Annotated in this window: 10 protein-coding genes and 1 pseudogene; 5 read left to right on the top strand and 6 right to left on the bottom strand. The window is 70.1% G+C overall.

The features are described 5' to 3' along the window. Positions 1 to 2 precede the first annotated feature (2 nt). The 3 genes from VF106_RS19530 to VF106_RS19520 form a co-directional block, all read right to left on the bottom strand. On the bottom strand, positions 3 to 1,004 hold the full coding sequence (locus tag VF106_RS19530) for an ABC transporter substrate-binding protein (protein WP_330841188.1): 1,002 nt from the start codon (positions 1,002 to 1,004) through the stop codon (positions 3 to 5). Between the two features lie 53 nt (positions 1,005 to 1,057). Beyond that, positions 1,058 to 1,603 carry a hypothetical protein gene (locus VF106_RS19525; protein ID WP_330841187.1) on the bottom strand — a complete coding sequence of 182 codons (546 nt, stop codon included), beginning with the start codon at positions 1,601 to 1,603 and terminating at the stop codon, positions 1,058 to 1,060. A gap of 78 nt (positions 1,604 to 1,681) precedes the next feature. Continuing rightward, positions 1,682 to 2,089: a RidA family protein gene (locus VF106_RS19520; protein WP_330841186.1), complete on the bottom strand. Its 408-nt coding sequence runs from the start codon at positions 2,087 to 2,089 to the stop codon at positions 1,682 to 1,684. A 54-nt stretch (positions 2,090 to 2,143) separates the two neighbouring features. On the opposite strand from VF106_RS19520, the gene VF106_RS19515 reads away from it, so the two are divergent. Beyond that, complete coding sequence (locus VF106_RS19515) at positions 2,144 to 2,752, top strand: TetR/AcrR family transcriptional regulator (RefSeq protein ID WP_330841185.1); 609 nt, start codon at positions 2,144 to 2,146, stop codon at positions 2,750 to 2,752. Between the two features lie 35 nt (positions 2,753 to 2,787). Then, on the top strand, positions 2,788 to 3,684 hold the full coding sequence (locus VF106_RS19510; RefSeq protein ID WP_330841184.1) for a peptidoglycan-binding protein: 897 nt from the start codon (positions 2,788 to 2,790) through the stop codon (positions 3,682 to 3,684). 50 nt (positions 3,685 to 3,734) lie between these two features. Here the strand turns inward: VF106_RS19510 and VF106_RS19505 are convergent, their stop codons facing one another. Next, positions 3,735 to 9,185 carry an ATP-binding protein gene (locus VF106_RS19505; protein WP_330841183.1) on the bottom strand — a complete coding sequence of 1,817 codons (5,451 nt, stop codon included), beginning with the start codon at positions 9,183 to 9,185 and terminating at the stop codon, positions 3,735 to 3,737. A 385-nt stretch (positions 9,186 to 9,570) separates the two neighbouring features. On the opposite strand from VF106_RS19505, the gene VF106_RS19500 reads away from it, so the two are divergent. Then, the gene (locus tag VF106_RS19500; protein WP_330841182.1) at positions 9,571 to 9,963 is read left to right on the top strand and encodes a rhodanese-like domain-containing protein; all 393 of its coding nucleotides are present in this window, start codon (positions 9,571 to 9,573) and stop codon (positions 9,961 to 9,963) included. A gap of 89 nt (positions 9,964 to 10,052) precedes the next feature. Here the strand turns inward: VF106_RS19500 and VF106_RS19495 are convergent, their stop codons facing one another. Continuing rightward, on the bottom strand, positions 10,053 to 10,628 hold the full coding sequence (locus VF106_RS19495; RefSeq protein WP_330841181.1) for a TetR/AcrR family transcriptional regulator: 576 nt from the start codon (positions 10,626 to 10,628) through the stop codon (positions 10,053 to 10,055). Between the two features lie 107 nt (positions 10,629 to 10,735). Here VF106_RS19495 and VF106_RS19490 point away from each other — a divergent pair, with 107 nt between their 5' ends. Further along, positions 10,736 to 11,755, top strand: coding sequence for an aldo/keto reductase (locus VF106_RS19490; protein WP_330841180.1), 1,020 nt, complete (start codon positions 10,736 to 10,738; stop codon positions 11,753 to 11,755). Continuing rightward, a complete protein-coding gene (locus tag VF106_RS19485; protein ID WP_330841179.1) occupies positions 11,755 to 12,624 on the top strand; it encodes an LLM class flavin-dependent oxidoreductase in 870 nt (289 codons plus the stop codon). Before VF106_RS19490 ends, VF106_RS19485 begins: the two co-directional genes overlap by 1 nt. Positions 12,625 to 12,644: 20 nt before the next feature. Here the strand turns inward: VF106_RS19485 and VF106_RS19480 are convergent. Next, positions 12,645 to 12,860, bottom strand: a pseudogene (locus tag VF106_RS19480) (IS982 family transposase); the annotation flags it as partial.

Here is a 12,860-nt window from a genome sequence, read left to right as displayed (position 1 = left end):
AGTCAGGACGTCGGGGCCAGGTCGAAGGCCGCGATCTCGTCCGGCCGCAGCGTTCCCGGCGGAATCGCCCGCGCCTCGTCGAGCAGCTCGATGATCGTCGAGACCCGGTTCCGGTCGATCTCACCGAGCGGCCCGGTGAACCCGTCCGGCCTGGAGTACTCGGTCATCAGCCGCATCTCGGCGGCGGCCACCTCGGCGTTCTGTGTCGGTTGGTACTTACGGAGAATCCGGCCGGCCTCGTCGGGATGCTCGATGGCGTACCGCAGCCCGTCGAGCAGCGCGCCGCTGAACCCGCGCACCAGCTCGGGATCGCGGCCGGCCAGTTCCTTCGACGTGACAAGCATGTTGCCGTACAGGTCGGGCAGAAGATCCCCGTAGGGCAACACGATCGCCGCGCGGCCCTTCGCCGCCGCCTCGATCAGCGGCTTGCCGACCACGAACTGGCCGATCCCGTCGACCTGCCCGGACACCAGCAGCTGCGGCAGCGCAGGCGGAGCCGACGGCACGAACTGGACCGTGCTCGCGTCGATGCCCGCCGCCCTGGCGTACAAGGGGAACATCACCTGGATCGTCGAGCCAGGCGGGTCGCCGATCCGTTTGCCGACGAGGTCCGCCGGCTTGGTGAGGCCGCCGCCTTCGAGCCCGATGATCGCGGCGACGGTGCGTTGGTGGATCGCGGCCACCGCGGTGACCGGCAGCTCCTCCTTCGCCACCGTGATCATCGTGCCGGTGAAGTCGCCGATCCCGAAGTCCGCGCGACCGCCGGCCACCAGCTTGAGCACGTCCACCGTGCCACTGCCCGGGTTGATCGTGACGGCGAGCCCCGCATCGGCGAAGAAACCCTTCTCCTGAGCGACATACGCGTACGCGTCCCGCCCGAAAGTGCTGAACGACGTGAGATAGGTGACCTCGGTGGCGTCGGCTCGCGTACCCGGCTCGTCGCCGCAGCCGGCAACGGTCGCGGCCATGATGATCGCGAGACAAACTGAACGAATGGACCGCATGAGCGGCCTCCTTCCCCAGATGTCTCGACGAAACAACACCGCCGGGACTCCGGTCAAGAGCCGCCGGGATCCGGTGCCTCAGTGGCGTCCGGTTCCGAACCGCGCTTCGTCTCGCGCAGGACGAGCTTGCCGCGTTCGGCCGCCAGCCACTCGCTGACCACGGGGTCCATCACGTCGCCGCCCTGGCTCAGATGATCGGCGATCGCGTCCCTCAGCCGCTCGCTGCCGGCCATGGTCTCGACTTCCAGTACCGTGGTGGAGAACCGGGCGTGCCTCATCAACACCGTGCCGGTCTTCTCCTCGACCGCGACGGGTTTCGCCGTGTTCAGCACGACGACCCGCCAGCCCGTCACCTTCGTCACACGCAGCAACAGCGCCACCGGCGTCGCCAGGAGCAACAGCGCCAGTTCGACCAGCGCGAGCGCGAGCAGGATCAGTGCGATCACGAGGAAAAACATGGAGATCGCGTACCAGACGGGGTCGTTGCTCAGCCTTTTCGGCATCATCCGCCACGCCCAACCGACCCTGCTCTCCCGCCGCCAGGCCCCGACCTGTCGGACGACCAACCACGTGCCACCCATGGGATCGGTGATCTTCATTCAGCAATGATCGCGCAACGCCGCGCGCCGCGATGACGAAATCGGCAAGAGAACCGCGGCACACTCCCGAAACGCGCTCTAGTCGATGACCGCGGTTGCCTCGACTTCGACCAGGAGGTCGGGTTCTCCCAACGCCGAGACACCGAGCAGCGTGATGGGCTTGACCGGATCCACGCCCATCTTCTCGGCGGCCCGTGCGACGCCCTCGCCGAGCAGGGGCATCTTCTCGGGCTTCCAGTCCACGACGTAGATGGTCAGCTTCGCGACGTCGTCGAACGACGCGCCGATGGCATCAAGTGCCGTGCCGATGTTCAGGTAGGACTGTTCGACCTGAGCGGCGAGGTCGCCGTCACCCACGGGTCGCCCGTCGGCGTCGCGGGCGACCTGCCCAGCGAGGAACACCATCCTCGACCCGGTGGCGATCGAGAGTTGGCGGTACACGTCAGGCTTCGGCAACCCGTCCGGGTTGACCAGTTCCACGGCCATGTCTGCTCCTTTTGTCGGTGAGCTGAACATAGCATTGCCATGTATTGTGGCGTCGTGGTGAGGACGAAGGACCCCGCGGTGCGTGCCATGCTGATCGACCGCGCCGCACGGATGCTGCGGGAGCGGCAGCCGGTGACCCTTCGGACGGTGGTAGCCGGCACCGGTGTGTCCACCATGGCGGTCTACACCTACTTCGGTGGCATGGACGGCTTGTGGAAGGCCATGCGGCAGGAGGGTTTCACGCGTCTGGCGGCCAGGCTGACCACCGTCAGGACGACCGCGGACCCTGTCCGCGACCTGGCCGCCCTCGGCGCCGCGTACCTGTCCAACGCGCTGGCCTGCCCGGACCTGTACCGGGTCATGTTCGACGACGGCTTCGACCTCGAGGACCTGCCGGCCGCCGACGAGACCCTGCACACCCTGGTACGGGCCGTCGAGAGAGCCAGAGCGCAGGGCCGGTTCCGCGACGACGTCGATCCGCTCGAACTGGCCACGCAGAGCTGGATGATCGGTCACGGCCTGGCCTCGTTGGTCGTGACGGGACCCTTGCCGCGACAAACCCTCGCCCACGGCGTCCCCATGCTGACCGCGTTGTTCACCAGCGCAGGGGATGACCAGCCGACATGCCGTCGCTCCGTCGGGCGTGGCTGGCGGATCAAGTGAGCTTTTGTACGAGTCTTGTACTCGGTGTCGTCAGCATGCCCGCTGAACTGGACGAACGGAGCACGTTGATGAACGAGGTCTACACGAGACGCCGCCTGTTCACCCGAGGCGCGGCGTTCGGGGCGGCGCTGGCCGTGCCGGCGCTGGTGGGCGCACAGAGTGCCGCCACGGCCGACGTCACGGCGCTGGCGACGGTGGACATGGAGCTTGTGCTGCTGGCGGCCCAGGTCGATCCACCGAAGTCGGGCACGGGCACGACGCCGGGCGCCGCGTCACACGTGCTCGCCGTGGAGCAGGCGTTGCAGGCCAAGGGACTGCTTTCCTCGGCGCAGAGCGACGGGCACTACGGCACGTCGACGCTGGACGCGTACGCCGCGTGGCAGCGCAGCCTGGGCTACAGCGGGCTCGACGCCAACGGTGTCCCGGGGCGCTCCTCACTGACGCAGCTGGGCGCCGGCCGGTTCGACGTGACGCGGCCGGTGACGGTCGGGTCCAACACCGACTCCTACGGCGGTAGGCGGGTCAACACCCGGACCGCCGACATGCTGCGCAAGGCGGACAGCACACTTTCCTGGAGCCTGACCCTGACACAGGGTTCCTACACCTCCTCCAACCCCGACTCGGCCGGCACCCACGACGGCGGTGGCGTGGTCGACATCAGCGTGAGCGGCCTCACCACCACCCAGCGATGGCAGACCGTCAAAGCCCTGCGCACGGTCGGTTTCGCGGCCTGGCTGCGCACGCCGGAGCAGGGTTTCGCCTACCACATCCACGCCAACGCGGTGTCCGACCCGGACATGTCCCGGCAGGCCCGCGACCAGGTCCACGACTACTACTTCGGCAGGAACGGCCTGGCCACCCACGCCGCGGACAACACCCCGGAGGCGTACCGAGTCGCCTTCACATGGTGGGAGAAGTCCCAACGCGGCTGAACAGCACACACGCTGAGGGCCCGCTGGGCGGGCCCTCAGCGTCGGGTGATTCAGCCCAGCCGGGTCTCGATCGCCTCGATGATCTTTGGGCGGAGTTCCGCGGCGCGGATGACGGCGTCGACGGAGCCGACCTCGACCGCGCGTTGGATGTTGTGCACGCGGTCGAACTCGGTGGCCACCTCGCCGAGTTTTTCCGCGCGGACCGACGCGCGTAGTTCGTCCAGTTCCGCGGCCAGTGTGGCACGGTCGGTGCCGGCGGCGGCGGCCACGCGGGCCTCCAGGTCCCGCACCCGGGGGTCGGCCGCGGTGCGGGCGTTGACGTCGCCGGAGAACACCACCGCGGCGGCGGGTGCGCCGCCCAGTACCGAGGCGAACGAGCCTTCCAGCGCGAGCACGGTCATGTTCGGGTTCAGTGCCTTCGAGAACACCACGAACGCGCCGCCGTGGTACCGCGAAATGACACAGAAAACAATGGGCCCTCGGAAGTTCACGATCGAGCGGCCGATTTCCGCTCCGTACTCCAACTGCAGCTTGCGCATCGACTCCGGGGAGCCGTCGAAGCCGGACAGGTTCGCCAGCACCACCAGTGGCCGGTTGCCGGACGCCGCGTTGATCGCGCGTGCCGCCTTCTTCGACGAACGCGGGAACAGCGTGCCCGCGGTGTAGGTGTCGGGGCCGTCCGTTGGCGGGAAGCCGCGTCGCGGCACCGAACGCGACTCGATGCCGAGCAGGCACACCGGCAGGCCGCCGAGGTGCACGTCGGCCACCACCGCGGTCTCCGCGTCGGCCATGCCGGCCCAGCGTTCCAGCATCGGGTGGTCCTGGTCCGCGAGCGCGCGCATCACGGTCCGGATGTCGAACGGCTTCTTGCGGTCCGGGTTGGCCGTCGCCGAGAAGATCTCGCCCACCGTCGTGAAGTCGCCGATGGTGTGCGGGAAGTCGGAGATGTCGCGGTCGACGGGGTCAGTGGTGGTCACCCGCCGTGGCGCGGTCTCGCCTGGGGCGACGTAGCTGTGGTCGTAGTGCGCCATCAGCACGTCCCGGGCCGCGGGCAGGTTCGGCGCCCAGTACTGGGCCTGGCCGTTCGGGCCCATCACCCGGTCGTAGCCGCCGATGCCGAAGTTGTCCTCGGCCGACACACCGCCGGAGAAGTCGAGCGACTGCTTGCCGGTCAGCACCATCGCCGAGTCCGGCGTCATCACCAGGACGCCCTTGGTGTGCATGAGCATCGTGGCCTCGGCGTTCCAGTACGGCTGGGCGCCGACGTTGATGCCGGCGACCACGATGTTGATCTCGCCGCCGTCCTGGGTGAACTCGACGATCCGCTTGAGCGCCGCGGCCACCCAGTCCATGTTCTCCGTGCCCGACGACATGGAGATCCGCGCGCCGGCGGACAGCGCGTACCACTCCAGCGGCACCCCCATCCGCTCGGCCAGGTCCAGCGCGGCGATCACGCGGCGGCACTCCGGCTCCGACAGCGCGCCGAGCGCCTTCGTCGGGTCGCCGAGCAGCACGACCCTGGTGACGCCCTGAGGGTGCCGCTCGGTCGGGGTGGTCACCACGCCCGCGACGATCGCCGCGCTGTTGTGGCCCTTCGGCCGTGCGACCGGCACGAGCGCGTGGTGCTCGTCGAGGTCGTGCTCGACGAACCGGCCGAGCAGACCGGTCAGCTCATACGGGTACACCGTGTTGCGGCTCGCCGCGCGCAGCACCTTCAGCCGGTAGTCGTCGAGCGGCTCGACCGGCTCGTCCGACGGCTCGCCGACGGTCAGCTCGCGGCCACCGGTGGCGTCGAAGGTGATGCGTACGGCGATCTTGTTCAGCTCGCCGGTCTTCGGCACCCGCTGCCGAGCGATGAACAGGATCTCCTCGAGGCCTGCGCCCGCGGCGGTCGGCAGCACGCGGTCGGCGATCATCGCCAGCTCCGTGCGCCTGATGTCGCTCGGCGGCCAGACGTAGACCACGATCCGGTTGGTGTTGAAGCGGTTCCGGGTCCTGGTGCGGCGGATCGAGTCGAGGCAGGCGGCGATGGCGTCCTCGGCCGTCGGCAGCGCGACGAGCCTGCCGTCGTGCTCGCGCAGCTCGGTCAGGTCACGCACCTGGGTGAACGCGACGAGGCGTTCGTCGGACGGGTTCTCCCGCGCCACGCACCGGAACAGGTAGACCTCCTCGTCCGACGACGGCAGCCGGGTGAGGTCGAACTTGCGCAGCCGTTCCAGCTGCATCCGCTGCGCGATGTAGGGGTGCAGGCCGCGGATCAGCCGTTCCTCGGTCATCCCGGTGCTTGTCGGGCGGAACGTGACGTGGTGGTGCATCACCGCGCCGCTGCGGCCCGCGATGGTGGCGGTGAGCCTGCGGACCTGGTCCGGCAGTGGGTGCGCGCTGACGACCCGCTGCAGCGCGGCCACCAGCTCGTCGGAGTCCTCGGGCTGCTTCTCCCACGCGAGGTAGATGTCGGCGTCGATGACGTCGAGGTTGCCCCGGCTACTCGTCAGCTCCGCGAGCCCGCGCAGCGCGTCGGGCAGCGCCGAATAGCTCACCGCGGCGGAGACGACGCACGAGCCCGCGCGCTCGGCGACCACGAACGTGCACCCCGCGACCTCGTCGGTACGGACACCGGTGAGGCCCTTGTTGCCGTAGTACCGCCGGGTCAGCACCTCCAGCATGATCGCGTTGTCGAGGTCGTCGCGGAGGAGTCGTTGACCGAGAAGCCGCACCAGCGGCTCGGTGCTGCGCACCATCTCGGCGACCCGCTCGGCGCGGTCCGGCGCGGCCGGGTTCGCGTCCAGGTGGCGCAGGTGACCACGAACCGCGGCGTACACGCGGGCGCGGTTGCGGCGCAGCAGCGGCTGGCCGAACCAGGCGTACACGACGCCCCGCGCGAGGTCGGCGACCACGGGGAACCGGACCTGCGTCGCCGCGACCAGCCGCTCCAGCGCGATACCGGCGGGGTCGCGCAGCGTGTCGTCCGGCGGCGCCTCCTTCAGCCACGCACGCAACAGGGTCGTGACGACACCGACGTCGGTGGCCGCGCGCTGTTGGGCCAGGAAGATCCGGAACACGGCGGCTTCGAGCTCGGGGGTGCGGTCCAGTTCGGTGACGCCGTAGTGCCCGAGCACCTTGCCGAGCTTGGCCTGGAACGTCTCCGGCAGCCCGGCCCGCTCCACGTCGAGGCTCTGCAGGTAGGTGTGGAAGTACTCGCGGGCGCTGTGCACGTGCGTGTCACTGCCGGTGTCCTCGCCCGTCTGCCGGTTGCGGCTCAGCTCGGCGAGGTCGGCGAACACGCCAACGAGCTCGAGCTCCTCGACCAGCGGCCGGTGACCGTCCTCGGTGGCCGCCCGGCGCGCGGCGAGGTACCCGTCGAGCACCCGGCGTTCGTCGAGTGGGTCGACGTCGAAGCCCAGCAGCAGGTTGCGCAGGTCCTCCTGGCCACGGCGGGTGCGTTCCCGCGACGGGACCGTGCGGGGGGCGACGGGCAGGTCGATCTCGACGGACTCGCTGGCCGCGGTGTCCTCGGCCTCGTCGCCGCCGAGCGGTTCCAGCCGCAGCAGCGGGGCGCCGGCCGCCACCTGGCTGCCCACGGACACGACGCATTCCTTGAGGCGGGCCTTGAACGGCGCCCGCAGCACCGCCTCCATCTTCATGGCTTCCAGCACCAGTACCGGCGCGCCAGCCTCGACCTCGTCGCCGACCCGCAGCGGTGTGGCGACCACGAGCGCTGGCATGGGGGAGCGCAGGACGCCGCCCTCGTCGCGGCTGACCCGGTGCGTCACGCCGTCCACCTCGATCAGGTGGATCGGCCCGTGTGTGCCGGTGAGCAGGCGGTACCTGTTGCCGTTGACGACGATCTGCCCGGTGTGCCGGTCGAAACGGTCGAGATCGACGTCGGCGGTACGCACGTCCCCGCCCGCCTCGATGCCGACGCGGAACCTCTGCGCGCCGACCCGCGCGACCCGGACGCGGTAGGCGGCGCCACGGAGCTTGAGGTCCAGCGGCTGGCCGCTCTCGTGCCGCGCCTGGGGACGGCCGCCGAACGCGGTGGACAGCAGCCGCTGCTGCTCGGCGCGTTCCTCCTCCTCGTACGCCTCGATGGCGGCGGCCGCCAGCGCGATGCCGGAGTGTCGGTGCGAGACGAGCCTGCCCTCGCCGCGGACGCGGTCGATCCAGCCGGTGTCCGCGCTGGCGTCGATCACCTCGGGCTGGTCGAGCAGGTCGAGCACGAAGCTCTTGTTGGTGGCGCCGCCCTCGATGATCACCGTGGTCTCGGCCATCGCCCGCCGCAGCCGCCCGAGCGCCTCGTCACGGTCGCGTCCGTAGGCGATGATCTTGGCGATCATCGAGTCGAAGTCGCCCGGGATGGTGTCGCCCTCGCTGACGCCGGTGTCTACCCGGATGCCCGGCCCGCTGGGCAGGTCCAGCCGCGCGATGCGGCCGGGGGAGGGCGCGAAGTCGCGGTCGGGGTCCTCGGCGTTGAGCCTGGCCTCGATGGCATGCCCGCGTTCCACCGGCGGCTCGCCGACGAGCCTGCCGCCGCCCGCCACGTGCAGCTGCGCCTTGACCAGGTCGAAGCCGGTCGTGGCCTCGGTGATCGGGTGCTCGACCTGCAGGCGGGTGTTGACCTCGAGGAACGCGAAGAGCCGGTCGCCGGGGTGGTAGAGGAACTCCACGGTCGCCGCGCCGCGGTAGCCGACCGCGACGGCCAGCCGCTCGGCCGACGCCTTGAGTTCACCGGCCTGCTCCGGGCTGAGCACCGGCGATGCCGACTCCTCGATGACCTTCTGGTTGCGCCGCTGCACCGAGCAGTCGCGGACGCCCAGCGCCCACGCGGTGCCCTGGCCGTCGGCGATCACCTGGACCTCGACGTGCCGGGCGCCGGTGACCAGGCGCTCCAGGAACACGACGCCGCTGCCGAACGCCCTGGCGGCCTCCTGGCTGGTGCGCTCGTAGGCGTCGACCAGCTCGGCCTCGCTGGTGATCATGCGGATGCCACGGCCGCCGCCGCCCGCGGTCGCCTTCAGCATCAGCGGATAGCCGATCTCGGTCGCCGCCTGCTTCGCGGCGTCGAGCGTCTCCACGGCGCCGCGACTCCACGGCGCGACCGGCACGCCGACCTCCTCGGCGAGCAGCTTCGCGCCGATCTTGTCGCCGAGCTTCTCCATGGCCGCGGCTGCCGGCCCGACGAACGTGATGCCGATCCGCTCGCACAGCTCCGCGAAAGCGGGGTCCTCCGCGACGAAGCCCCAGCCGACCCACGCGGCGTCGGCCTTGGTCTCCACGAGGGCACGTTCCAGCAGTTTCAGGTCGAGGTACGGCCGCGCGGACGCCGGCCCCAGGTCGTAGGCGACGTCCGCCTCACGCACGAACGTGGCGGTGCGGTCGACGTCGGTGTGGAGAGCGACGGTCTCGATCCGCGCCCCGGTCTCCGCGGCCAGTTCCCGGACGGCGTGGATGAGCCGCATCGCGGCCTCACCACGGTTGACGATGGCGACACGACTGAACACCCGGACCGAGCCCTCCAAGTTGGCGGTGTGCGTTACCCGCGCCATTGTCTAGCGCCTCTACAGCCTTCCCGGTACCGGCTGGTCGGGGTATGTCGCCTCGGACGCATGCTATGGCTCCCCGGTTGTGGGGATCGGCCAACTTCGGCCGTGTACGGCAGGACGATCCACTGCGCAAGTCGTTGTGGAAGGAGATTCCACATTGCGGACAGATGTTGTCGGGTTCCTGGCCGTGTGGGTTGATGAGTGCCATGGCTCGGTTGTTGCGTCGGTTCCACACGTTGGCTCGCTTCGAGGCTGACGCCTGGGCGGCCCTGCGGTTCGCGACGTCCTGAGGTGCGGCGGTGACGCCAGCATCGCCGCCCCTCGCCGGTCAGGGGATGGGGCCATGAGCGTCGAGGCGTTCCTCGCGAGCGCACGGGCCGAGATCGACCGCGTCGACCCGCACCGGGCGCGCGAGCTGCAGTGGGAGGGCGCCCTGCTCGTGGACCTCCGGCCGTATCACAACCGGCTCGCCGAGGGCGAGATCGAGGGCGCGCTGCCCATCGAGCGGGTCGCGCTGGAGTGGCGTCTCGATCCGGCCGGCCAGCACCGCATCCCGGAGATCACGGCGGACCGCACGGTGATCGTGTTCTGCGACGAGGGCTTCGCGTCCAGCCTCGCAGCCCGTGACCTACGGCGCATCGGCCTGCCCCACGCCACCGACATGATCGGCGGGTTCCGCGCGTGGGACCAGGCAGGCCTGCCGGTGATGGCCGGGGGCTCACTCGCGATCAGTTAGGTCGGCCGGTGCCCTGAAAGACGCGATCGGGACGTTCAGCGACATGAGCGCGTCTTTCAGGACATCGCCCGCTCCCGGAGTCGGCGGAGTCACAGCGCCAGCCCGGTGATGAGTAGCCCGACCAGTCGGCGTGCGTCGTAGTCGGGATCGCTTTCAGAGCCTATGCAGAGGTTGCCGACGCCGCGCATGAGTTCGTAGGCCGCCACGTCGGCGCGGATCTCGCCGGCGGCGGCCGCGGCGTCGAGCAGTTGGGCGCACACCGGCACGAGGCGGTCGAGGAAGTAGGCGTGCAGCGTGTCGAAGCCGGCGCTGTCGGACCGCAGCACAGCGGCGAGCCCGTGCTTGGTGACCAGGAAGTCGACGAACAGGTCGATCCACCGCGTCAGTGCGGCGTGCGGTGTCGCGCTGCTGGCCAGCAGGGTCGGACCGGCCTCGGCGCACGCCTCCACCTGGTGCCGGTAGACGGCGACGATGAGGTCCGCCCTCGTCGGGAAGTGGCGGTAGATCGTGCCCATCCCGACACCGGCCCTGGCCGCGATGTCGCGAACCGGCGCGTCCACGCCCGAGGTGACGAAGACCGCGGCGGCCGCCTCGAGCAGGGTCCTCTCGTTGCGCCGGGCGTCCGCCCGTTTGGACCGGGCCGCGCCCGCGTCGCTGTCGTTCACCGTGCTGCCTCCACTACCCAGCTTGCCAAAACGGAACAGTGCTCCGTATCGTTAACGGAGCAGCGTTCCGCTTGCTCATGATGGCAGACCACTGGAGGAACACAGTCATGCAGTACCGCACCCTGGGCCGCACCGGTGTCCAGGTCAGCTCGCTCGCGCTCGGCGCGATGAACTTCGGCAAGATCGGGCGTACCAGCCAGGAGGAGGTCACGGCGGTCGTCGACGCCGCGCTCGAGGGCGGGATCAACGTCATCGACACCGCCGACATGTACAGCGCCGGCGAGTCGGAGGAGATGGTCGGCAAGGCCGTCGCCGGTCGCCGTGACGACATCGTGCTGGCCACGAAGGCGACCATGCCCATGGGGGATGAGCGCAACCATCGTGGCAGCTCTCGGCGCTGGCTGGTCACCGCGCTGGAGGACAGCCTGCGCCGACTCGGTGTCGACCACGTCGATCTCTACCAGGTCCACCGGTGGGACCCGGCCACCAGCGACGAGGAGACGCTGTCGGCGTTGACCGACCTGCGGCGCGCGGGAAAGATCCGGTACCTCGGCTCGTCGACCTTCCCCGCCTACCGGATCGTGCAGGCCCAGTGGGCCGCCCGCGAGCATCACCTGAGCCGTTACGTCACCGAACAGCCCAGCTACTCGATCCTGCAGCGTGGTGTCGAAGCGCACGTGTTGCCCGTGACCGAGGAGTACGGGATGGGCGTGCTGGCGTGGAGCCCGTTGGCCTCCGGCTGGCTGTCGGGTGCGGTCCGGGAGGGCCGGGAGATCACCACCAGCCGGTCGACGTTCATGCCGGACCGCTTCGACCTCGCCGTCCCCGCCAACAGGGCCCGGCTCGAGGCCGTCGAACAGTTGGCCAAGGTCGCCGACCAGGCCGGCCTGACCATGATCCAGCTCGCGCTCGGGTTCGTGACCGCGCACCCGGCCGTGACCAGCGCGATCATCGGCCCCCGGACGCTGGAGCACCTGCACTCGCAGTTGGCCGCCGCGGACACCGTGCTGCCCGCCGACGTGCTCGACGCGATCGACGGCATCGTTCCACCCGGGGTCGACCTGGCACCGGACGAGAAGTTCGACACCCCGCCCGCGCTGCTCGACCCGGCCCGGCGGCGCCGCTGATGTCGCACACCCGGTTCGGGATCATGACCGCGCCCATGCAGGTCGACTACCACGACGTCCTGCGGGTCTGGCGCGAGGCGGACGAGATCCCCGAGATCGAGCACGCCTGGCTGTTCGACCACCTCATGCCGATCGGCGGCGACCCGAACGGGCCGGCCTACGAAGGCTGGACAATGCTGTCCGCCCTCGCGGCGCTGACCCGACGGCTGCGCCTCGGCCTGCTCGTGACCAGCAACCGCTTCCGGCCGCCCGCGGTGCTGGCCAAGATCGCCGCGACCGTCGACGTCGTCTCCGGCGGACGGCTCGACTTCGGTATCGGCGTCGGCTCACGCCCCGGCCACCCACTGGCCCGGCGCGAGTACGAGGCCCACGGCCTGCCGTTCCACGACTCGGCGCACGCCGTGGGGAGCCTCGCCGAAGCGTGCGTGGTGATCCGTCGCCTGTGGACCGAACAGGAACCGTTCGACTTCGCGGGTACCCACGTCCAGCTCACCGGGGCGTACGGCAACCCCAAACCCGTCCAGCGGCCCCACCCGCCGATCCTCATCGGCGGACGCTCGGCGCCGACGCTCCGCGTGGTCGCCGAGCACGCCGACCTGTGGAACATCCCGGGTGGCGACATCGACGACGCAGTTCGTCGCAGCACACTGCTGGACCGCTACTGCGCCGAGATCGGTCGCGACCCCGCGTCGATCACCCGCTCGATCCACCTGCCCGTCTCCTACGACCGCCCCGGCGTCACCCGCGACGCGATCGACCAGGCAGTGGACGCCGGCTTCGAACACATCGTCCTCGGCCTCCCCGCGCCCTACCCCGCCGGCGTCGCACGATGGGTCTCTGACGAACTCATCAGCCCCCGGCCTAGATGATTGATTCCGTGAAGTTGGTGTTAGTGGTCGTAGGCGATGAGTGATGGTTTGCTGGTCACGCCGGTGGTCCAGTTGTGCCAGATGGCTGCTGCCATGGCCAGGAGGCGCTGGGCGACGCGGGTGAACACGCCCGCGGGGGTGCGTCCGCCGTGGTGTTCGAGGCCGAGTTGGCCTTCAATGTTTGGTTGACCGACTCGATCCACTGGCGGACGCCGCCGAGGTTGCCGTTGCGGTAG

The organism is Actinophytocola sp. (assembly GCF_036378875.1).
Taxonomy (GTDB): domain Bacteria; phylum Actinomycetota; class Actinomycetes; order Mycobacteriales; family Pseudonocardiaceae; genus Actinophytocola.
Note: the sequence above shows the minus strand (reverse complement) of the source record. Positions and strands in the feature narration are given on the sequence as shown.

What these genes read in the sequence shown, in the direction of transcription:
- VF106_RS19500 (WP_330841182.1), top strand. Translation starts at nt 9,571, where the DNA reads ATGAGCGTCGAGGCGTTCCTCGCGAGCGCACGGGCCGAGATCGACCGC.
- VF106_RS19530 (WP_330841188.1), bottom strand. Translation starts at nt 1,004, where the DNA reads ATGCGGTCCATTCGTTCAGTTTGTCTCGCGATCATCATGGCCGCGACC.
- VF106_RS19525 (WP_330841187.1), bottom strand. Translation starts at nt 1,603, where the DNA reads ATGAAGATCACCGATCCCATGGGTGGCACGTGGTTGGTCGTCCGACAG.
- VF106_RS19485 (WP_330841179.1), top strand. Translation starts at nt 11,755, where the DNA reads ATGTCGCACACCCGGTTCGGGATCATGACCGCGCCCATGCAGGTCGAC.
- VF106_RS19510 (WP_330841184.1), top strand. Translation starts at nt 2,788, where the DNA reads ATGCCCGCTGAACTGGACGAACGGAGCACGTTGATGAACGAGGTCTAC.
- VF106_RS19490 (WP_330841180.1), top strand. Translation starts at nt 10,736, where the DNA reads ATGCAGTACCGCACCCTGGGCCGCACCGGTGTCCAGGTCAGCTCGCTC.
- VF106_RS19520 (WP_330841186.1), bottom strand. Translation starts at nt 2,089, where the DNA reads ATGGCCGTGGAACTGGTCAACCCGGACGGGTTGCCGAAGCCTGACGTG.